Raw genomic sequence first — 19809 nt, forward strand, 5'->3', positions numbered from 1 at the left:
CCTCAGCGTCAATCAGATGACCGTACGACAGCTCTCGCTGCCCGAACTCGTCGACGGCTGCGCCCGGCTGGGCGTCCCCGGCGTCGGGCTGTGGCGCGAACCGGTGCGCGCGTACGGGGTGCGGGCTGCCGCCCGGCTGGTGCGGGACGCCGGGCTCGCCGTCACCACCCTGTGCCGGGGCGGCTTCCTCACGGCCGTCGACCCGGCGGGCCGGGCGCGCGCCCTGGACGACAACCGGGCCGCGATCGAGGAGGCGGCGGCCCTGGGCACGGACACCCTGATCCTGGTCTCCGGCGGGCTGCCGCCCGGCGGCCGGGATCTGGCCTCCGCGCGGGAGCGGGTCGCGGACGCGCTGGCGGAGCTGGTCCCGTACGCGGTGGAGCGGGGTGTGCGGCTGGCGATCGAACCCCTGCACCCGATGTACGCGGCGGACCGCTGTGTGATCTCGACTCTCGCGCAGGCGCTCTCCGTCGCCGGGCGGTTCCCCGCCCCGGGCGTGGGCGTCGCGGTGGACACGTACCACGTCTGGTGGGACGACACCGCTCCCGCCGCGCTGGCCCGCGCGGGGGCGGCGGGCCGTGTCCACGCCTTCCAGCTCGCTGACTGGGTCACCCCGCTGCCGGCCGGGGCGCTGACCGGCCGGGGGCAGCTCGGTGACGGATCGATCGAGCTGTGCCGCTGGTGGGACCGGGTGGAGGCGGCGGGCTACCGGGGGCCGGTCGAGGTGGAGCTGTTCAACGAAGGGCTGTGGGCGCGCGAGGGAATCGGCGTACTGGAAGAGACGGTTGCCCGCTTTTCGACCCTGTTCGCCGCCCGGTGAGAGAGGCTCCCGGAAATTAGTCAGAAAATATTTTCGGAAGGTGACATAGATCCACGGCCCCACGACGTCTGAGAGATGAACACGTTCGGACGGAGCACCGCCCCCGGGACCGCTGGAGGAAGAGAATGAGAGCGACGAGGCTCGCCTCTGTCAGGGATCCCATGGTGCGGACGGCGTGACACGAGGACGGTGAACAGCGGCCCTGACGTGAGGACTCGGCAGTGAAGACGAGCGCGGAGGTCGAGTTCAAGGCGTTCGTCGTCAGCCGCTGGCCGCGCATGCTGCGGACCGCGCGCCTTCTCACGGGCAACCACCACGACGCCGAGGACCTGGTGCAGGCCGCCCTGGCCAAGGCGTATGTGAAGTGGGAACGGGTGCGCCGGGCCGACGACATGGACGCCTACGTCTGGCGAATCATGATCAACGCCAATGCGGACCGGCTGCGGCTGATCCGGGTCCGGGAGTGGCTGACCTCCGGATTCCCGGAGGCCGAGGCCCCGGACCGTACGGACTGCATCGCCGAGCGGAGCGCCCTGACCGAGGTGCTCCAGGAGCTGCCGCCCAGGCAGCGGGCGGTGGTGGTGCTTCGGTACCTGGAGGACCGGAGCGAAACGGAGGTGGCCCGGATGCTCGGAACACGCGTGGGGACGGTGCGCAGCCATACCGCGCGGGCCCTGCGCAGACTCCGCGAGCAGCTGAGTGTCACAGAAGCTTGGGCGGGTCTCCCGCCGGCCCGCACGGGGGTCGGGCCGGCGCCGAGGGAGGCCCGTCCATGAACGACGGCATGCGCGCCGAGGCGGTGGAGGCGGTCGAGGCGGAGCTGAGGAAGGCGCTCCGCGGAGAGGCCGACGCCGCGCCGCAGGAGCACGCCCCGGTCGACGCGGTGCTGAACCGGGGGCGCGAGGAGCGCCGGCGGCGGTCCGAGACGAGGATGGGGGTGGTGATGGTGGCGGGGGTGATGGCCGTGGTGGTGCTGGCGGTCTTCGGCAACCGCGACCCGGACGAGGACCACCTGGCCGCCGGCGCGTCGCCGGACACCGAGGTGACGTCCTCAGCCCTGCCCGCCCGCCCGGCCGCGCCGCCCGTGCGGACGGTCGCCCCGTACGAGTCCCTCGACATCGGACGGGGGATGCGGCTGGCCCTGGTGCCGGACGGAAAGCACTTCTACGCCCTCGGCAAGAACGAGGCCGACATCGCCGAGCAGACGGAGCGGGCCCGCAGCGCGACGAGCGGCATGCTGATGATCAACACTCTCCATCCGTACTACACCGAGCACCAGCCGAACGAAGCACGGCTGGTGAGCGGGGTCTTCAGGACGGAGAGCGAGCCGGAGCGGGTCGAGGTCTGGATCGAGCGGCGCGACAAGGTTCACACGGCGCAGGTCGTGCGGCTGCGGGACGACACCAGCTGGGGCGCCTTCTATGTCTTCCTCCCCAAGCGGACCGGCTCGTTCGAGTACGGGGTCGTGGCGTACGCGAAGGACGGCAGCGTCATGGCGGCGGGGGAGGGCAGCCACACGGTGAGCGGGACTCGCTAGTCGTGGCAACCGCCCGGTCGGCGCAACCTTTTGGCGGCCGGTCGGGTCTTGACTCTCGTCAGGGCTTCACGGGGGAACGGTTCGGGGGGACCGCGTGGACCTGACGGGGCGGGGGAAGAAGGAGGAGCCCGGTCAGCACCGACCGGGCTCCCTCTTTGCGTCCCGCCCTCCTGTCCGGCTCCGTCTCCTGGACCGGGGGTTGTCCACAGGCGGTCGCTTGTCCACAGGCGGCGCGGAATGTCCGACCTCGGCGGTAGCGTCGGGGCATGTCCAATCTGGCAGTGCTCGAAGGCGTCCTTGAGCGGATCACCTACGCCAACGAGGAGAACGGGTACACGGTCGCCCGGGTCGACACCGGCCGCGGCTCCGGCGATCTTCTGACGGTCGTCGGCTCGCTGCTCGGGGCCCAGGTCGGCGAGTCGCTCCGGATGGAGGGCCGCTGGGGCTCCCACGCTCAGTACGGCAAGCAGTTCACCGTCGAGAACTACACGACGGTCCTGCCCGCCACGATCCAGGGCATCCGCAGATATCTCGGCTCCGGCCTGATCAAGGGCATCGGCCCCAGGATCGCTGAGCGGATCGTCGAGCACTTCGGCACCGACACCCTCGACATCATCGAGCGGGAGCCCAAGCGGCTGGTCGAGGTCCCCGGGCTCGGCCCCAAGCGCACCAAACTCATCGGGGCGGCCTGGGAGGAGCAGAAGGCCATCAAGGAGGTCATGGTCTTCCTCCAGGGCGTCGGCGTCTCCACCTCCATCGCCGTGCGGATCTACAAGAAGTACGAGGACGCCTCCATCTCCGTGGTGAAGAACCAGCCCTACCGGCTGGCGGCCGACGTCTGGGGCATCGGCTTCCTCACCGCCGACCGCATCGCCCAGGCCGTGGGCATCCCCCACGACAGCCCCGAGCGCGTCAAGGCGGGCCTCCAGTACGCCCTGTCGCAATCCACCGACCAGGGACACTGCTTCCTCCCCGAGGAGAAACTGATCGCGGACGGGGTGAAACTGCTCCAGGTCGACACCGGCCTGGTCATCGACTGCCTCGCCGAACTGGCCGCCGACGAGGAGGGCGTGGTCCGCGAGACGGTCCCCGCGCCCGACGGCGGCGAGCCGCTCACCGCCGTCTATCTGGTCCCCTTCCACCGGGCGGAGATATCTCTCTCGGCCCAGCTGCACCGGCTGCTGCGCGCCCCCGACGACCGGCTGCCCGCCTTCCAGGACGTCGCCTGGGACAAGGCGCTGACCTGGCTCGCCGAGCGCACCGGCACCGAGCTGGCGCCCGAGCAGGAGGCGGCGGTCCGGCTCGCGCTCACCAGCCGGGTGGCGGTGCTCACCGGCGGCCCCGGCTGCGGAAAGTCCTTCACCGTACGGTCGGTGGTCGAGCTGGCCCGGGCCAAGCGTGCCAAGGTCGTGCTCGCCGCCCCCACCGGGCGCGCCGCCAAGCGGCTCTCCGAGCTGACCGGGGCCGAGGCGTCCACCGTCCACCGGCTGCTGGAGCTGAGGCCCGGCGGGGACGCGGCCTACGACCGGGACCGGCCGCTCGACGCGGACCTGGTGGTGGTCGACGAGGCGTCGATGCTCGATCTGCTGCTCGCCAACAAGCTGGTCAAGGCGGTCGCGCCGGGGGCCCATCTGCTGCTGGTGGGCGATGTCGACCAGCTGCCCAGCGTGGGCGCGGGCGAGGTGCTGCGCGACCTCCTCGCGGAGGGCGGCCCGGTGCCCAGCGTCCGGCTGACGAAGATCTTCCGGCAGGCCCAGCAGTCGGGAGTGGTCACCAACGCCCACCGGATCAACTCCGGCGAACAGCCCATCACCACGGGCCTCACCGATTTCTTCTTCTTCGCCGAGGAGGAGACGGAGGACGCGGGACGCCTCACGGTGGATGTGGCCGCCCGTAGGATTCCGGCCAAGTTTGGCCTCGATCCCCGGCGAGACATCCAGGTTCTGGCCCCTATGCACCGGGGCCCGGCGGGCGCGGGCACGCTGAACGGCCTGCTTCAGCAGGCGATTACGCCCGCGCGCCCCGACCTGGCCGAGAAGCGTATGGGCGGCCGGGTTTTCCGTGTCGGCGACAAGGTGACCCAGATCCGCAACAACTACGAGAAGGGGGAGAACGGCGTCTTCAACGGCACGGTGGGCGTCGTCACCTCGCTCAATGTGGACGATCAGCGGCTGACCGTCCTCACCGACGAGGACGAGGAGATCCCCTACGACTTCGACGAGCTGGACGAGCTGGCCCACGCGTACGCGGTCACCATCCACCGTTCCCAGGGCAGCGAGTACCCGGCGGTGGTGATCCCGGTCACCACCGGGGCCTGGATGATGCTCCAGCGCAATCTGCTCTACACGGCTGTCACCCGCGCCAAGAAGCTCGTGGTGCTGGTCGGCTCCCGCAAGGCGATCGGACAGGCGGTGCGCACGATTTCCGCAGGCAGACGCTTCACGGCGCTCGATCACCGGCTCTCGGGCGGCTGAGCGGCGGCGTCGGCGCGAGGCCTTCCGGCCGCTTCCGGGCGCGGTTTCCGGCTCCGCCGGGCGAGGGAAGCGCTCCGTCCCGGGCGTGGGAAATGACACCCCGACTTCCGGAATCAGGGCGAACGGGGCAGGATGAGCAGGTTGGCGGCACTGAGTGCCGCCAAAGGGCCCAACGGTCGACCCCGAGTGCACTCTCCTGAGCCGGATGGGGGATGGTGGAGACAGTCAGGGCACCTCGAAGAAGAGGCACTACGTCGGTGAGGGATGACGTGAGCGAGAACTCTGTAGTACTGCGGTACGCGGATGGTGAATACACCTACCCGGTGACTGAGAGCACCGTCGGTGACAAGGGCTTCGACATCGGCAAGCTCCGAGCCCAGACCGGTCTGGTGACCCTGGACAGCGGCTACGGCAACACGGCCGCCTACAAGTCCGCGATCACCTACCTCGACGGCGAGGAGGGGATTCTGCGTTACCGCGGATACCCCATCGAGCAGCTGGCCGAGCGGTCCAGCTTCCTTGAGGTGGCCTACCTGCTCATCAACGGCGAGCTTCCGACCGTCGACGAGCTGTCCGCGTTCAAGGGCGAGATCACGCAGCACACGCTGCTGCACGAGGACGTCAAGCGGTTCTTCGACGGATTCCCGCGCGACGCCCACCCGATGGCCATGCTGTCCTCGGTGGTCAGCGCGCTGTCGACGTTCTACCAGGACAGCCACAACCCGTTCGACGAGAAGCAGCGGCACCTCTCCACGATCCGGCTGCTCGCCAAGCTGCCGACGATCGCGGCGTACGCCTACAAGAAGTCGATCGGCCACCCCTTCGTCTACCCGCGCAACGACCTCGGGTACGTGGAGAACTTCCTGCGCATGACCTTCTCGGTCCCCGCGCAGGAGTACGACCTCGACCCGGTCGTGGTGGCGGCGCTCGACAAGCTCCTGATCCTGCACGCGGACCACGAGCAGAACTGTTCCACCTCCACTGTCCGCCTGGTGGGCTCCTCGCAGGCGAACATGTTCGCCTCGATCTCCGCGGGCATCTCCGCGCTGTGGGGTCCGCTGCACGGCGGTGCCAACCAGTCGGTGCTGGAGATGCTGGAGGGCATCCAGAACTCCGGCGGCGATGTCGACGCCTTCATCCGCAAGGTGAAGAACAAGGAGGACGGCGTCCGGCTGATGGGCTTCGGCCACCGGGTCTACAAGAACTTCGACCCCCGGGCCCAGATCATCAAGGCCGCGGCGCACGACGTCCTCTCGGCTCTCGGCAAGTCCGACGAGCTGCTCGACATCGCGCTGAAGCTGGAAGAGCACGCCCTGTCCGACGACTACTTCGTGGAGCGCAAGCTCTACCCGAACGTCGACTTCTACACGGGCCTGATCTACCGCGCCATGGGCTTCCCGACCGAGATGTTCACCGTGCTCTTCGCGCTCGGCCGGCTCCCCGGCTGGATCGCCCAGTGGCACGAGATGATCAAGGAGCCGGGTTCCCGCATCGGCCGTCCGCGCCAGATCTACACGGGTGTCGTCGAGCGCGACTTCATCCCGGTCGAGGCTCGCTGAGCCGCTCGCCCCGAGGTCACCGGAGGCTTCGGCCTCCGGCGGCCCGTGTGCGGCTCTGTGCCGGGCGGGCATCGCCCGCCGGGCCCCGGAACACCCACCGGGCCCACAGCGCCCCGCAGACGACGAAAGCGCCCCGCCACCGATCCCCCCACGGGTCGGCGCGCGGGGCGCTTTCCATATCCCCGGAGCGGATTCCCCCCACGGGATCCGGCCGGGCGTCTGTTGCGCCGCAAGCTTCTCACGCGGTCTGCCGGGGTACGTACGCACGGGAGGGCCGCTCAAAGCTCCCCGGGCACGTGCCCCGGCCAACGCTTGCCTTTGGAACGTCCCCCAAGACATTCCATGAACGTCCCCCAAGACGTCCTGGCATCAGCCACTAAGACTCGCGAGGAGCCCGAATGGTTACCCCCAAATATCTGTGATCTAGGTCTCTTTGTGAAGGTCTTGTGCGTCACATGTAGCCCCGCCGGAGGTGGCGGGTGCTGGCCGTCCGTCCCCGCAAAAATGGACGAAAAGGCCACGGTTAATCTGGCGATCATGCCGTTGATCAGGGGCGATGCCGCAAGTGCTGTGGTTGAGTCGTCTCGGTAGAACGGCTGAAAAAGATTCCTCACAGGGGCGGCGGGAGTCCGCCGTGCGAGACAGGTCACGTCTCCGGGGCCCCTCCGCGAGCGTTCCGCGGCCCCGTGCCGGGCCCTGCGCCCGACTCTCCCGTCCGACTCTCCCGTCCGGGGATCTTCCGGCCGGGTTCTCGCGGCTCACGCGCGAAGCCGGGCCGCGCGGGACCGATTTAGGACGGTCGGGCGCGACCCGGCTCGCGGGTGCGGGGTGCGGGGGCGGTCAGGCGGCCTGGCCGACCAGTTCGTAGCCGGCCTCGTCGACGGCGGCGCGCACGGCCGCCTCGTCCAGCGGGGCCTCGGAGACCACGGTCACCCGGCCGGTCGCGGCGACGGCGGTCACCGAGGTCACGCCGGGGATCGTGGAGACCTCGGACGAGATCGCGCCCTCGCAGTGGCCGCAAGTCATCCCGGAGACCTCGTAGACGGTGGTGACGGCCGCCTCGGGCGCGGCCTCGGCCGAGCCGCCGCCACAGGAGCCGCCGCCGCAGCAGCCGGCGGCGGGAGCGGTCTCGGTGATCTCGATCTCGGTCTTCGCGGTCATGTCGGTCTCCTCGCGGGGCAGGTGAGGCGCGCCGCAGCGGCGCACATCTGGCGTGCCAGAGGCCTCCGGGACGCCCGGGGCTCTGTGACACCGACTATACAATACCCCTAGGGGGTATCAAGAGGGCTCTTCGGCGTGTCCTGCTCCGGTCCGCGGGCGGCGCGCGCCCGGGCGACGGCGCAATTGCCCTCGGCGTCTTCCGGGAAGAGCGGCTCCAGATAGCGGAACAGCACTTTCTTGATCTCCCGGACATAGCCCTGCCGCTCCTCGCCCTGGTGGGCCAGGGCCAGATCGAGCCCGGCCTTGAAGATGGTGAACGTGGTGTTCGCGACGCGGGACAGCTCGGCGGGCGGGGTGTCGGGCAGATAGCCGCCGAGGATCTCCTCGATCCGGGTGAGCAGCCCCTCGTGGATCGCCTGGAACTCCTGGGTGATCTGGCCCGGGGCGTCGGGGCCGTGGATCAGTACCGCGAAGGCCGGATTCTCGTAGTTGAACACGAAGAGCGGATCGAGCACCGAGTCCAGCAGCTCCTCCAGCGGCAGATCGAGTTCGGCGGCGATCAGGGCCGTCCCGTGGGACTCGCGCCACCGCTCCAGGAGCCGGCCGCCCAGCTCTATGGCGATGGCCTCCTTGTTCGGGAAGAACTGGTAGAGCGTGCCGGGGGAGACGCCCGCCTCGCGGGCGATCGCGTTGGTGCTGGCCGCGGTGTAGCCGGTGGCGGTGAAGACGGTCGCGGCGGCGTCCAGGAGCTGGGCGATCCGGCGTTCCCCGCGCGCCTGGCGGCGGCGCGGTCTGGCGGGCGCCGTCTCGTCGGGGGCCGATTCGGGGGCGGGCGCTTTCTCGGTCATGGGTGCTTCCTCGTCGCGTGCGCTGCTCCGGGCCCGGGCGGTCCGGGCGTTCGGGTGGTCCGGGGTGTCGGTGCCGCCCGAGCTGTCCGAGCTGTCCGAGCTGTCCGGAGGGTGTTGTGCGGTCGGCTCCGGCACTGAAATCCCCAGCTTCCTGGCGCGGTTGACAAACGCGAGTGCTCGCTCGCATTCTTGGTTAATGCGAGCGATCGCTCGTGTTTGCCAAAGTCTATGGCAATGGCCGACCCATGCTGCCTGAGCGGAAGCCCGCGCGTGGGCCACGGTGAATGGGGACACCGCACCATGTCCGAAGTCAACAGCCCGCCGAAGCCCCCGGGCCGGACCGGAGGATGGACGCGCCTGGTCACCGCGCGCCCCAGACTCTCCCTGCTCGTGGCCCTGGTGATCACGGCGCTCGCCGTGTTCGCGGGCAGCGGGGTCGCCGACCGCATGGGCAGCGGCGGCTGGACGGACCCGGCCGCCGAGTCCACCTACGCGACCGAGGCGCTCCAGCGGGAGTTCCCCGCCTCCCAGCCCAATCTGATCCTCCTCGTCGACGCGGGGGACGGCGTCGGGCGGGCCGGGGTGGACAGCCCCGAGGTCGCCGCCGAGGGCCGGCGGCTCGCGGAGCGGCTCGCCGCCGAGGAGGGCGTCACCGGCGTCGGGTCCTACTGGGGCACACCCACCCCCGCGCTGCGCTCCGAGGACGGCAGGCAGGCGCTGATAGCCGCCCGGGTCCAGGGCGACGAGAAGGCGACCCACGAGGTGCTGGAGCGCATAGCGCCCGACTACCGGGGGACCCACGGCCCGGTGGAGGTCACGATCGGCGGCCCGGTCGCCGTGCAGTACGAGATGACGAGCATCGTCATGGAGGATCTGCTGCTGGCCGAGCTGATAGCCCTGCCGGTGACGCTGATCCTGCTGGTCATGGTCTTCGGCAGCGCGGTCGCGGCGGTCCTGCCGCTGGGCGTCGGCATCGTCGCCATCCTGGGGACCAACGCGGTGCTGCGCGGCCTCACCGAGGTGACCGAGGTATCCGTCTTCGCCATGAATCTCACCACCGCGCTCGGCCTCGGACTCGCCATCGACTACGCCCTGTTCATCGTGCGCAGATTCCGCGAGGAGCTGGCGACGGGCGCCGAGGTCCGCGACGCGGTCGGGACCACGCTGCGCACGGCGGGCCGCACCGTGCTCTTCTCCGCGCTCACGGTCGCGGTGTCGCTGGCCGCGATGATGGTCTTCCCGATGTACTTCCTGCGCTCCTTCGCCTACGCGGGCATCGCCGTGGTGATCCTCGCCGCCGCCGCGGCGCTGATCCTGCTCCCCGCGGCGCTGATGCTGCTGGGCCACCGGGTCAACGCCCTGGATCTGCGCCGACTCCTCGGCCGCCGCCGGGCGGCCCGGGCCGGGAAGGGGACCGAGCCCGCCGACGGCCCGGCGGAGAGCCCGGCGGAGAGCGGGGCGGGCTGGGGGCGGTTCGCGGGTCTGGTGATGCGCAGGGCCCCGCTCTTCGCCTTCTCCACCATCGCCGCCCTGCTCCTGCTCGGCCTGCCCTTCCTCGGCGTCAAGTTCGGCACCCCGGACGACCGCCAGCTCCCCTCGACCGCCGAGTCCCACCTCGTCCAGCAGCAGATCCGGGACGGCTTCCCCGGCAGCCCCGACGGCGGCATCGAGGTGCTCGTGGAGCGCGGGAGCGGCAAGCCCGTCGCTCCCGCCGACTACACGGAGTACCGCGAGCGAATAGCCGCCCTGCCGGGCGTGCTGAGGGTCGACGGGCCCATTACCCCCGGCGGGGCAGGGGCGCCCGGCGAGATCGCCTACTTCACGGTGCAGCCCGAGGGCGAGGCGGTGGGCGAGGGGGCCCAGCGGCTGGTGCACGAGCTGCGCGAGGTGCCGGCTCCGTTCGACACCTCGGTCACCGGGCGGGCGGCCGCCCTGGAGGACTCCAAGTCCGCGATCGCGGACGGGCTCCCCCTGGCGCTGGGCATCATCGTGGTGGCCACCCTGCTGCTGGTCTTCCTGCTCACCGGCAGCGTGCTGATACCCCTTCAGGCCGTGGTGCTCAACGCGCTGAGCCTGACCGCCATGTTCGGAGCCATGGTCTGGGTCTTCCAGGACGGCAATCTCTCCGGGGTGCTGGGCTTCACCGCCACCGGGGACATCGAGACCAATCTGCCGGTGCTGATGTTCTGCATCGCCTTCGGCCTCTCCATGGACTACGGAGTCTTCCTGCTCTCCCGGATCAAGGAGGAGTACGACCGGACCCACGACCACGACCAGGCGGTGCGCTTCGGCCTCCAGCGCACGGGCGGGCTGATCACGGCCGCCGCCGTGATCCTCGCGGTGGTGATGGTCGCCATCGGCACCTCACGGGTGACCAACACCAAGATGCTCGGGCTGGGCATCGCGCTGGCCGTGCTGATGGACGCCATGGTGGTGCGCGGGCTGCTGGTGCCCTCGGTGATGAAGCTGATGGGTTCCTGGACCTGGTGGGCCCCCGCCCCGCTGCGCCGCTTCCACGAGCGGTTCGGTCTGAGCGAGGGCGAGTCGTCGCCCCGCCCCGCGCCGACCGCCGACCCGGCCGCCGGTGCCACCGGCCCCGCCCCCGCCGCCGAGCCCGAGCCCGAGCGGGACAGGGCCGGGGTGTGAGCGGCTGAGAAGCCCGCCGCGCGCGGCTCCGCCACTCCGGGGGGACGGCGGAACCGCGCGCGGCGACGACCGGATCAGTCTCTTCTGCCCCTGTTCCCCGGACGGCCCGCGACCCAGACCCGGATGGTCTCCGCGTACCAGAAGGGCTTGCCCGCCTCCACCCGGTCGGGCGGCGGGAGGAGGCCGTGTTTGCGATAGCTGCGGACGGTGTCGGGCTGCACCCGGATATGAGCGGCGATGTCCTTGTACGACCAGAGCCTTCGGTCTGTCATCTGTGCGACACCTCTCCCTGCGCGCGCGGCAGCGGCGGCCTGGGAACCGCCGGAGGACCCGCCGTGCGAGCGCTGGCGATCACTGAGCCTGCGCCCGCCCGGCGTCGGTGGGCAGAGGGAGGACGGTGATGTTGAACGCCTGTGACGGAAGACCCGCGCGATCAAGACACGTGTGATGAGCGGGCGACAACCATGACGGATCCGGCACCTGCCCCTCAGACCCCGCAAGAGCGCAGGAATCTACGCGTGCGCTCGGCGATGGGGAAGGGCTTCTCCGGCGGACAGGGATACATGTCCTGCTCCACGATGGCGAAGAGATCGACGTTCAGCGCCGCGGCGGCCTTCAGCACGGGCTCCAGATCGGGCACCCCGGCGGGCGGTTCGCACATCACCCCCCGCCCCACGGCGGGCCCGAAGGGCAGCTCGTCCGCGACGACCCGGGCGAGCACGGCAGGGTCCACCTGCTTCAGATGGAGATAGCCGATCCGCTCCCCATAGGTCTCGATCAGCTTGACGCTGTCCCCGCCGCAGTAGGCGTAGTGACCGGTGTCCAGACAGAGCGAGACCAGCCCGGGATCGGTGGCGTCGAGGAACCGGGCGACGTTCTCCTCGCTGTCGATGTGCGTGTCCGCGTGCGGATGGACCACGATCCTCAGCCCGTACCGCTCACGCACCTCGCGCCCCAGCCGCTCCGTCTGAACGGTCAGATCGCGCCACTGTGCGGGTGTCAGCGTCCGGGGCTCCAGCACCCGGCCGGTCTTGTCGTCCCGCCAGAAGGAGGGGATGACGACCAGATGCTCCGCGCCCATCGCCCGGGTGAGCGCCGCGATGTCCGCGACATGCGCCCAGGTCTTCTCCCAGACCGCCGGACCGTGGTGCAGCGAGGTGAAGACCGTCCCCGCCGACACCTTCAGCCCGCGCCGGGCGGTCTCCCGCGCCAGCACGGCCGGATCGCCGGGGAGATAGCCGTGGGGCCCCAGCTCGATCCACTCGTAACCCGCCTCCGCGACCTCGTCGAGAAAACGCCGCCAGGGCACCTGAAGAGGATCATCGGGAAACCACACCCCCCAGGAGTCGGGGGCCGAGCCGACCCGGATGCGGTGCGGGGAGGGGACGGGGGAGGTCATGCGCCCGAGCTTTCCGGCCGCCGCGAAGGGGTGTCAAGCACTCGTCCGAATGTAAGGACAAAATGTTGACAGGGCTCGGGAGAGAGCATTAGACCTGAGGAGAGCCGGGCGTCGAACCGAAGGGACGCACATGACACAGCCGTACGACCCTCAGCCGTACGACGTGATCACGATGGGCCGGATCGGGGTGGACCTGTATCCGCTCCGCACCGGGGTGCCCCTGGCGCGGGTCGAGACCTTCGGCAAGTTCCTCGGCGGCTCGGCCTCCAATGTCGCTGTGGCCGCCGCCCGGCTCGGCCGCCGCACGGCGCTGATCACCCGTACCGGCCAGGACGCCTTCGGGGAGTACCTCCACGAGGCGCTGGCCGGATTCGGCGTGGACGACCGCTGGGTGACGCCCGTGCCCGCCTACCCGACCCCCGTCACCTTCTGCGAGATCTTCCCCCCGGACGACTTCCCGCTCTACTTCTACCGGCTGCCCAAGGCCCCCGACCTGGAGATCCACGAACACGAGCTGGATCTGCCGGCCGTCCGCGCCGCCCGGGTCTTCTGGATGACCGGAACCGGACTCTGCGCCGAACCCAGCCGGAGCGCCACACTGGCCGCGCTCGCCCACCGCGACCGCGCCGGGATCACGGTCTTCGACCTCGACTGGCGGCCGATGTTCTGGCCGGACCCCGACACGGCCCGGCCGTACTACCGGCAGGCGCTCGGCCACGCCACCGTCGCCGTCGGCAATCTGGCGGAGTGTGAGATCGCCACCGGCGAGCGCGAACCGGAGGCGGCGGCGCGCGCGCTGCTCGCCGCCGGGGTGGAGCTGGCCGTCGTCAAACAGGGCCCCAAGGGCGTCCTCGCCCTCCACCGCGACGGCACCCGGGCCGAGGTCCCGCCGGTCCCCGTCGACGTGGTCAACGGCCTCGGCGCTGGCGACGCCTTCGGCGGAGCGCTCTGCCACGGACTCCTCGCGGGCTGGGAGCCGTCGCGGATCATGGAGTACGCCAACGCGGCCGGGGCGATCGTCGCCTCCCGGCTCGCCTGCTCGGCCGCCATGCCGTACCCGCCGGAGGTCGAGCAGGTCCTCTCCGGCGGCCCGATCCCGCCCGGCCCGCCCCTCCCCTCCGACGACGACACCGCCGTACCCACCGACACCGCCGACACCGGCGCCGGTGCCGGGGAGCCGTCGTGACCAGGGTCGACATCGCCGAGCTGGTCGGCATCCGCAGCCGCCACCCCGGGGCCGGCGCCGAGGCGGCAGGCCTCCCGTGACGGCCGGCCCCGCCCCACGGACGCGGCGGGCGGCCTGGTGTTCTTCTCGCCGACCACCCCGGCCGCGGCGCGCTCGCCGTCGGCGACAGCCGTCTCGCCATGGCCAACCGCCTCGACCTCCTCGAACGGCTCTGCCTCGCGCTCTCCCGCCCCGGCGTCGACGGCGTCCTCGCCACCGCCGACATCCTGGACGACCTCCTCCTCCTCGGCGCGCTCGACGACAAGATCGTCGTGGGCTCCATGAACCGGGGCGGCCTCGCGGGCGCCTCCTTCGAGCTGGACGACCGCTTCACCGGCCACCGCGCCCAGGATCTCGCCCGCCTCGGCTTCGACGCGGGCAAACTGCTGCTGCGCATCGACTACCAGGACCCGGGCTCCCTCGACACCCTCCACTCCACCGCCCGCGCGGTGGACGAGATGGCCGAGCGTCGGCTCCCCGTCTTCGTCGAGCCGTTCATCTGCCACCGGATCGACGGACGCCTCCGCAACGACCTCCGCGCCGAGGCCGTCACCCGCTCCATCGCCATCGCCTCCGGACTGGCCGGCACCTCCGCCTACACCTGGCTGAAGGTCCCCGTCACCGAGAACCCGGACGACATGGCGGCCGTGATGGAGACATCCACCCTCCCCGCCGTGATTCTCGGCGGAGAGATCGGGGACGATCAGCACGGGGCATATGAGAAATGGCGGAGCGCCCTTCAACTCCCCACCGTCCAGGGGCTGGTGGTGGGCCGCTCGCTGCTCTACCCGCCCGGCGGGGACGTCGCCGGAGCGGTCGACACGGCCGTGGGGCTGCTGTAGGGACAAGGGATTGAAAAACAGGGCGGAGGACCGGCACACCGCCGCGCCGGACCACCGGGAACGGGCACAGGGGTATACGGAGAGGTCATGAGCACCGACGAAACGCGTCACCCGGCCGACGACGGCCCCCGCCGTCTGCATCTGCGCGCCGGCACCGCGGCGGCCGGCCCGTACGCCCTCAGCATCGACCCCCGGCGGGCCGGCTGGACCCACTCCTCCCTCCGGGTGCTGGAGCTGGCCCCCGGCGAGTCCCACACGCTGGCCACCGGCGACAGCGAGTGGATCGTGCTGCCGCTCAGCGGCGGCTGCGTCGTCACCACACCCGACGCGACTTTCGAACTCCTGGGCAGGGAGAGCGTATTCGGCCAAGTCACCGACTTCGCCTATCTCCCCCGAGACGCCCAGGCACAGATCGCCTCCGGCGCGGGAGGCCGCTTCGCCCTGGCAGGAGCGAAGTGCGAGCGACGACTCCCCGCTCGCTACGGCCCCGCGCCGGAGGTATCCGTCGAACTGCGCGGCTCCGGCGACTGCTCGCGTCAGGTCAACAACTTCGCCGCCGCCGACGCCTTCGACTGCGACCGGCTCATCGCCGTGGAAGTCCTCACCCCCGGCGGGAACTGGTCCTCCTACCCGCCGCACAAGCACGATCTGCACCGGCCCGGCGTCGAGTCCGAGCTGGAGGAGATCTACTACTTCGAGATCGAGGGCGACGGCGTCGGCTACCACCGGGTCTCCCCCTCCCGCCCCGGCGGGGCCGATGTGCTCGCCGAGGTGCGCACCGGGGACGCCGTCCTCGTCCCCGACGGCTGGCACGGCCCCTCCATCGCCCCGCCCGGCCGCGCCATGTACTACCTCAATGTGATGGCGGGCCCGGGCGACACCCGGGAGTGGCTGATCAGCGACCACCCCGAGCACGGCTGGATCCGCGACACCTGGCCCGAACAGCCGGTCGACCCCCGGCTGCCGCTCTCCCCGGCCGCCACCGCCGGACAGGACCGTCGATGAGCACCCGCCGGCTCACCGTCGCCCAGGCGCTGATCGCCTTCCTCGCCCGCCAGCACACCGAGCGGGACGGCCACCGCCAGCGGCTGATCACCGCCGCCTGGGGGATCTTCGGCCACGGCAATGTGGCAGGCATCGGCCAGGCCCTCCTGGAGTCCGGCGCGGGCCCCCGCCCCGACCGCCCGACGCCCGTCGGCACCCCGCGACCGGCCTCCGGGGCCCCGACGCTCCCGTACCTCCAGGGCCGCAACGAACAGGCCATGGTCCACGCCGCCGTCGGCTACGCCCGCCAGCGCCGCAGGCTCTCCGCGCACGCCGTCACCACCTCCATCGGCCCCGGCGCGACCAACCTCGTCACCGGCGCGGCGCTCGCCACCGTCAACCGGCTGCCCGTACTGCTCCTCCCCGGCGACGTCTTCGCCACCCGCCCCGCCGACCCCGTACTCCAGCAGCTCGAACTCCCCCACGCGGGCGATGTCTCCGTCAACGACGCGCTCCGCCCGGTCTCCCGCTACTTCGACCGGGTCACCCGCCCCGAGGCGCTGATCCCCGCCGCGCTCCAGGCGATGCGCACGCTCACCGACCCCGCCGAGACCGGCGCGGTGACCCTCGCGCTGCCCCAGGACGTCCAGACCGAGGCGTACGACTGGCCCGAGGAGTTCTTCGCCGAGCGGATCTGGCGGGTCGACCGCCCCCGCCCCGACCTCCGGGCGCTCGACGAGACCCGCCGGGCGCTCGCCGCCGCGCGCCGACCGCTGATCGTCGCGGGCGGCGGCGTCCACCACAGCGAGGCCGAGGACGCGCTGCGCGCCTTCGCCGAAGCGACCGGCGTCCCCGTCGCCTCCACCCAGGCGGGCAAGGGCTCCCTGCCCCACGACCACCCCTGCGACGTCGGCGGCATCGGCCACACCGGCACCGCGACCGCCGACGAACTGGCCCGTACGGCCGATCTGGTGATCGGCGTCGGCACCCGCTGGTCCGACTTCACCACCGCCTCCGCCACCCTCTTCCAGAACCCCGAAGTCCGCTTCATCAACATCAACATCGCCTCCTTCGATGCCCACAAGATGGCCGGGCTCTCCGTCCTCGCCGACGCCCGCGCCGCCCTCACCGAGCTGACCACCGCCGTCCCTGAGGGCGTACCGCGCGTACCCCCGTCGTACGAGGCCGAGTACCGGGCGGGCAAGGAGCGCTGGGAGCGGCTCGTCGACCGGGCGTACGCGGCGGACGACCCGGCCGCCCGGCCCACCCAGCCGCAGGTGCTGGGCGTCCTCGACTCCCTCGTCACCGGCGAGGACATCGTGATCAACGCGGCGGGCTCGCTCCCCGGCGACCTCCACAAGCTGTGGCGCGCCCGCTCGGCCGACCAGTACCACGTCGAATACGGCTACTCCTGCATGGGATACGAGATCCCGGCGGCCGTCGGGGTGCGGATGGCCGCGCCCGGCCGGCCCGTCTGGGCGCTCGTCGGCGACGGCACGTATCTGATGAACCCCACCGAGATCGTCACCGCCGTCCAGGAGAACATCCCCATCAAGGTGGTGATCGTCCAGAACCACGGCTACGCCTCGATCGGCGGTCTCTCCGAGTCCGTCGGCGGCGAGCGCTTCGGGACCGCCTACCGCTACCGCGCCCCCGACGGCGCGTACACCGGCGATCCGCTCCCGGTGGACCTGGCCGCCAACGCCGCCTCGCTCGGCCTGCGCGTCCTGCGCGCCACCACCGTGGGCGAGCTGCGCGCGGCCCTCGCCGAGGCCCGCGCCTCCGACGTCCCCACCGGCGTCTACGTCGAGACCGCCCCGGCGGACGCCTCGGCGGGCGCGCCCCCGGCGCAGGCCTGGTGGGACGTCCCGGTGGCGGCGGTCGCGACCCGTCCGGCCGCCGTGGCCGCCCGCGAGGAGTACGAGCGCCGGGTCGCGGACCGCCGCCGTCCACTGTGAGACCCGAAGATGAGGAGCCTTCCGTCATGACGAAGACCGTCAACCACTGGATCGGCGGCAGGGCCGTCGAGGGCGCGTCGGGGAACTGGGGACCGGTCACCGACCCGGCGACCGGAGAGATCACCACCCGGGTGGCGCTGGCCTCCGCCGAGGAGGTCGCCGCCGCCGTCGCCGTCGCGAAGGAGGCGTACGCGGAGTGGGGGACCTCCTCGCTCGCCCGGCGCACCGCCGTCCTCTTCCGCTATCGGGCCCTGCTGGACGCCCGTCGGGACGACATCGCGGCGCTGATCACCGCCGAGCACGGCAAGGTGCACGCCGACGCCCTCGGCGAGGTCGCGCGCGGCCTGGAGATCGTCGAGCTGGCCTGCGGGATCACCACCGCGCTCAAGGGCGAGCTGTCCACCGAGGTCTCCGGCCGGGTGGACGTCGCCTCGATCCGCCAGCCGCTGGGCGTGGTCGCGGGCATCACTCCGTTCAACTTCCCGGCGATGGTCCCGATGTGGATGTTCCCCCTCGCGATCGCCTGCGGTAACACCTTCGTCCTCAAGCCCAGCGAGAAGGACCCCTCCGCGGCCAACCTCCTGGCCGAGCTGGCCGCCGAGGCCGGCCTTCCGGACGGCGTGCTCAATGTGGTCCACGGCGACAAGACCGCGGTCGACGCCCTGCTCGAACACCCGGACGTCGCCGCCGTCTCCTTCGTCGGCTCCACCCCGATCGCCCGCCACATCCACACCACCGCCTCCGCCCACGGCAAGCGCGTCCAGGCCCTCGGCGGCGCCAAGAACCACATGCTCGTCCTCCCCGACGCCGACCTCGACGCCGCCGCGGACGCCGCGGTCTCGGCCGCCTACGGATCCGCGGGCGAGCGCTGCATGGCGATCTCCGCCGTCGTCGCCCTGGACTCCGTCGCCGACCAACTGGTCGACAAGATCCGCGAACGCGCCGAGAAGATCCGCATCGGCCCCGGCGACGACCCCTCCTCCGAGATGGGCCCCCTCATCACCCGCGCCCACCGCGACAAGGTCGCCTCCTACGTCACCGGCGCCGCCGCCCAGGGCGCCCACGTCGTCCTCGACGGCACCGGCCACACCGTCGAGGGGTACGAGGGCGGCCACTGGATCGGCCTCTCCCTCCTCGACCACGTCTCCCCCGACTCCGACGCCTACCGCGACGAGATCTTCGGCCCCGTCCTCTGCGTCCTCCGCGCCCCCACCTACGAAGCGGGCCTCGCCCTCATCAACGCCTCCCCCTACGGCAACGGCACCGCCGTCTTCACCCGCGACGGCGGCGCCGCCCGCCGCTTCCAACTGGAGGTCCAGGCCGGCATGGTCGGCGTCAACGTCCCCATCCCCGTCCCCGTCGGCTACCACTCCTTCGGCGGCTGGAAAGACTCCCTCTTCGGCGACCACCACATCTACGGCAACGACGGCGTCCACTTCTACACCCGCGGCAAAGTCATCACCACCCGCTGGCCCGACCCCTCCGAGCCACACGCGGGCGTGGACCTGGGGTTCCCCCGCAACCACTGAACCCTCACCGGGCCGGGGGCGTCCCCTCGGCCCGGGGCCCGGGGTGATTGTGCGGCTTTGGCTAGACCTCGGCGGAACGGGCGAGGGTCACCAGGCCCGCGAACGCCGAGGGGGAGACCATCAGGGTCGGCCCGGCCGGGTTCTTGCTGTCCCGGACGGGGACGATGCCGGTGGCGGGGGTGTGGTCGGGGGCCCACTCGACGCATGAACCACCTTGACCGCTGAACGAGGACTTGACCCACCGAAGTGGGGGCGAGTTGGTCTGGGTCATCGCATGACTTCCCTTCGCGCTGATTCGATCACGGTCACAGATTCCGCCTGAGACGCCGCCCCGAGCTGTAGCCGATGCCGACTCATGGTTCAGATACCCTCGCGGCTACGCGTTCAGGCGCTGTAGAACGCGGGGCGCTCCGCCACCTGATTCGGGGTGAGTCCCTCGACGGTCAGGTTTCCCGTCCAGAGCTGGTCACGGTTGGCGTATGTCGTGTCGAACCGTACGCGTCTGCCGCCGGGCTCCAGCTTCCATTCCCCTTTTTGCAATTGTGCGATGCGGTCGCTGCCGCACACGAATGCCCGGGTCGCTTGGGCGAGCACCCATCGGGCCAGCTCTTTCTCTCCGGCTGTGGTCCGTTCGCAGTTGCGGGCCATCTGCCACAGGCGTCCCCACTCGACTTTGGGGGTCAGCGGGCCGACGACGGCCACGTCTCCGATCCGCCGCTCGTCAAGGTGGTGGGTGGCATAGCCGAACACCACGCCGAACATGACGAATACGGTGACCCGACTGCTTCCGGTGAGGCCCTCGTCATTGCTGCTCATCAGCAGCCGTC

16 protein-coding genes and 1 pseudogene are annotated in these 19809 nt (G+C 71.3%); 11 read left to right on the forward strand and 6 right to left on the reverse strand.

Annotated elements, in window-relative coordinates:
- Window positions 1-16: 16 nt before the first annotated feature.
- The 5 genes from IE247_RS29395 to IE247_RS29415 all read left to right on the forward strand — a co-directional run bounded on the left by IE247_RS29395 (window position 17) and on the right by IE247_RS29415 (window position 6390).
- The gene (locus IE247_RS29395) at window positions 17-820 is read left to right on the forward strand and encodes a sugar phosphate isomerase/epimerase family protein (protein WP_190126355.1); all 804 of its coding nucleotides are present in this window, start codon (window positions 17-19) and stop codon (window positions 818-820) included.
- A gap of 221 nt (window positions 821-1041) precedes the next feature.
- Window positions 1042-1596, forward strand: a complete 555-nt coding sequence (locus IE247_RS29400) for a SigE family RNA polymerase sigma factor (RefSeq protein WP_190126356.1) — start codon at window positions 1042-1044, stop codon at window positions 1594-1596.
- Window positions 1593-2357, forward strand: coding sequence for a hypothetical protein (locus IE247_RS29405; protein WP_190126357.1), 765 nt, complete (start codon window positions 1593-1595; stop codon window positions 2355-2357). Before IE247_RS29400 ends, IE247_RS29405 begins: the two co-directional genes overlap by 4 nt.
- A 266-nt stretch (window positions 2358-2623) precedes the next feature.
- Entirely contained in the window at window positions 2624-4831 is a 2208-nt protein-coding gene (gene recD2, locus IE247_RS29410) for an SF1B family DNA helicase RecD2 (RefSeq protein WP_190126358.1), read from the forward strand.
- A 269-nt stretch (window positions 4832-5100) separates the two neighbouring features.
- Window positions 5101-6390, forward strand: coding sequence for a citrate synthase (locus IE247_RS29415; RefSeq protein ID WP_190126359.1), 1290 nt, complete (start codon window positions 5101-5103; stop codon window positions 6388-6390).
- Between the two features lie 840 nt (window positions 6391-7230).
- On the opposite strand, the gene IE247_RS29420 is transcribed toward IE247_RS29415, so the two are convergent.
- Both IE247_RS29420 and IE247_RS29425 read right to left on the reverse strand, forming a co-directional pair.
- Entirely contained in the window at window positions 7231-7551 is a 321-nt protein-coding gene (locus tag IE247_RS29420) for a heavy-metal-associated domain-containing protein (protein ID WP_190126360.1), read from the reverse strand.
- Between the two features lie 107 nt (window positions 7552-7658).
- Entirely contained in the window at window positions 7659-8399 is a 741-nt protein-coding gene (locus tag IE247_RS29425) for a TetR/AcrR family transcriptional regulator (RefSeq protein WP_190126361.1), read from the reverse strand.
- 300 nt (window positions 8400-8699) lie between these two features.
- On the opposite strand from IE247_RS29425, the gene IE247_RS29430 reads away from it, so the two are divergent.
- Window positions 8700-11045 (forward strand): MMPL family transporter, encoded by a 2346-nt coding sequence (locus tag IE247_RS29430; RefSeq protein WP_190126362.1) that lies wholly within the window; start codon window positions 8700-8702, stop codon window positions 11043-11045.
- 74 nt (window positions 11046-11119) lie between these two features.
- Here IE247_RS29430 and IE247_RS29435 read toward each other — a convergent pair whose 3' ends face one another.
- Together IE247_RS29435 and IE247_RS29440 are read right to left on the reverse strand one after the other, a co-directional pair.
- Window positions 11120-11317 (reverse strand): helix-turn-helix transcriptional regulator, encoded by a 198-nt coding sequence (locus tag IE247_RS29435; RefSeq protein WP_190126363.1) that lies wholly within the window; start codon window positions 11315-11317, stop codon window positions 11120-11122.
- A 215-nt stretch (window positions 11318-11532) separates the two neighbouring features.
- Window positions 11533-12444 carry a sugar phosphate isomerase/epimerase family protein gene (locus IE247_RS29440; RefSeq protein ID WP_190126364.1) on the reverse strand — a complete coding sequence of 304 codons (912 nt, stop codon included), beginning with the start codon at window positions 12442-12444 and terminating at the stop codon, window positions 11533-11535.
- A 130-nt stretch (window positions 12445-12574) separates the two neighbouring features.
- Here IE247_RS29440 and iolC point away from each other — a divergent pair, with 130 nt between their 5' ends.
- From iolC to IE247_RS29465, 5 genes and pseudogenes are all read left to right on the forward strand, one after another.
- The gene (gene iolC, locus IE247_RS29445) at window positions 12575-13630 is read left to right on the forward strand and encodes a 5-dehydro-2-deoxygluconokinase (RefSeq protein WP_190126365.1); all 1056 of its coding nucleotides are present in this window, start codon (window positions 12575-12577) and stop codon (window positions 13628-13630) included.
- Window positions 13627-14511 (forward strand): annotated as a pseudogene (locus tag IE247_RS29450) (Cgl0159 family (beta/alpha)8-fold protein). Before iolC ends, IE247_RS29450 begins: the two are co-directional and overlap by 4 nt.
- Window positions 14512-14598: 87 nt before the next feature.
- A complete protein-coding gene (gene iolB / locus IE247_RS29455) occupies window positions 14599-15516 on the forward strand; it encodes a 5-deoxy-glucuronate isomerase (RefSeq protein WP_190126366.1) in 918 nt (305 codons plus the stop codon).
- Window positions 15513-17453, forward strand: coding sequence for a 3D-(3,5/4)-trihydroxycyclohexane-1,2-dione acylhydrolase (decyclizing) (gene iolD / locus IE247_RS29460; RefSeq protein ID WP_190126367.1), 1941 nt, complete (start codon window positions 15513-15515; stop codon window positions 17451-17453). The genes iolB and iolD overlap by 4 nt, the downstream gene beginning before the upstream one ends.
- 26 nt (window positions 17454-17479) lie before the next feature.
- Window positions 17480-18982: a CoA-acylating methylmalonate-semialdehyde dehydrogenase gene (locus tag IE247_RS29465; protein ID WP_190126368.1), complete on the forward strand. Its 1503-nt coding sequence runs from the start codon at window positions 17480-17482 to the stop codon at window positions 18980-18982.
- Between the two features lie 61 nt (window positions 18983-19043).
- On the opposite strand, the gene IE247_RS29470 is transcribed toward IE247_RS29465, so the two are convergent.
- Window positions 19044-19253, reverse strand: coding sequence for a DUF397 domain-containing protein (locus IE247_RS29470; protein ID WP_190126369.1), 210 nt, complete (start codon window positions 19251-19253; stop codon window positions 19044-19046).
- A gap of 113 nt (window positions 19254-19366) precedes the next feature.
- Window positions 19367-19798 carry a hypothetical protein gene (locus tag IE247_RS29475; RefSeq protein ID WP_190126377.1) on the reverse strand — a complete coding sequence of 144 codons (432 nt, stop codon included), beginning with the start codon at window positions 19796-19798 and terminating at the stop codon, window positions 19367-19369.
- Window positions 19799-19809 lie beyond the last annotated feature (11 nt).

It is taken from the genome of Streptomyces inusitatus (assembly GCF_014651115.1).
Lineage (GTDB): Bacteria > Actinomycetota > Actinomycetes > Streptomycetales > Streptomycetaceae > Streptomyces > Streptomyces amakusaensis.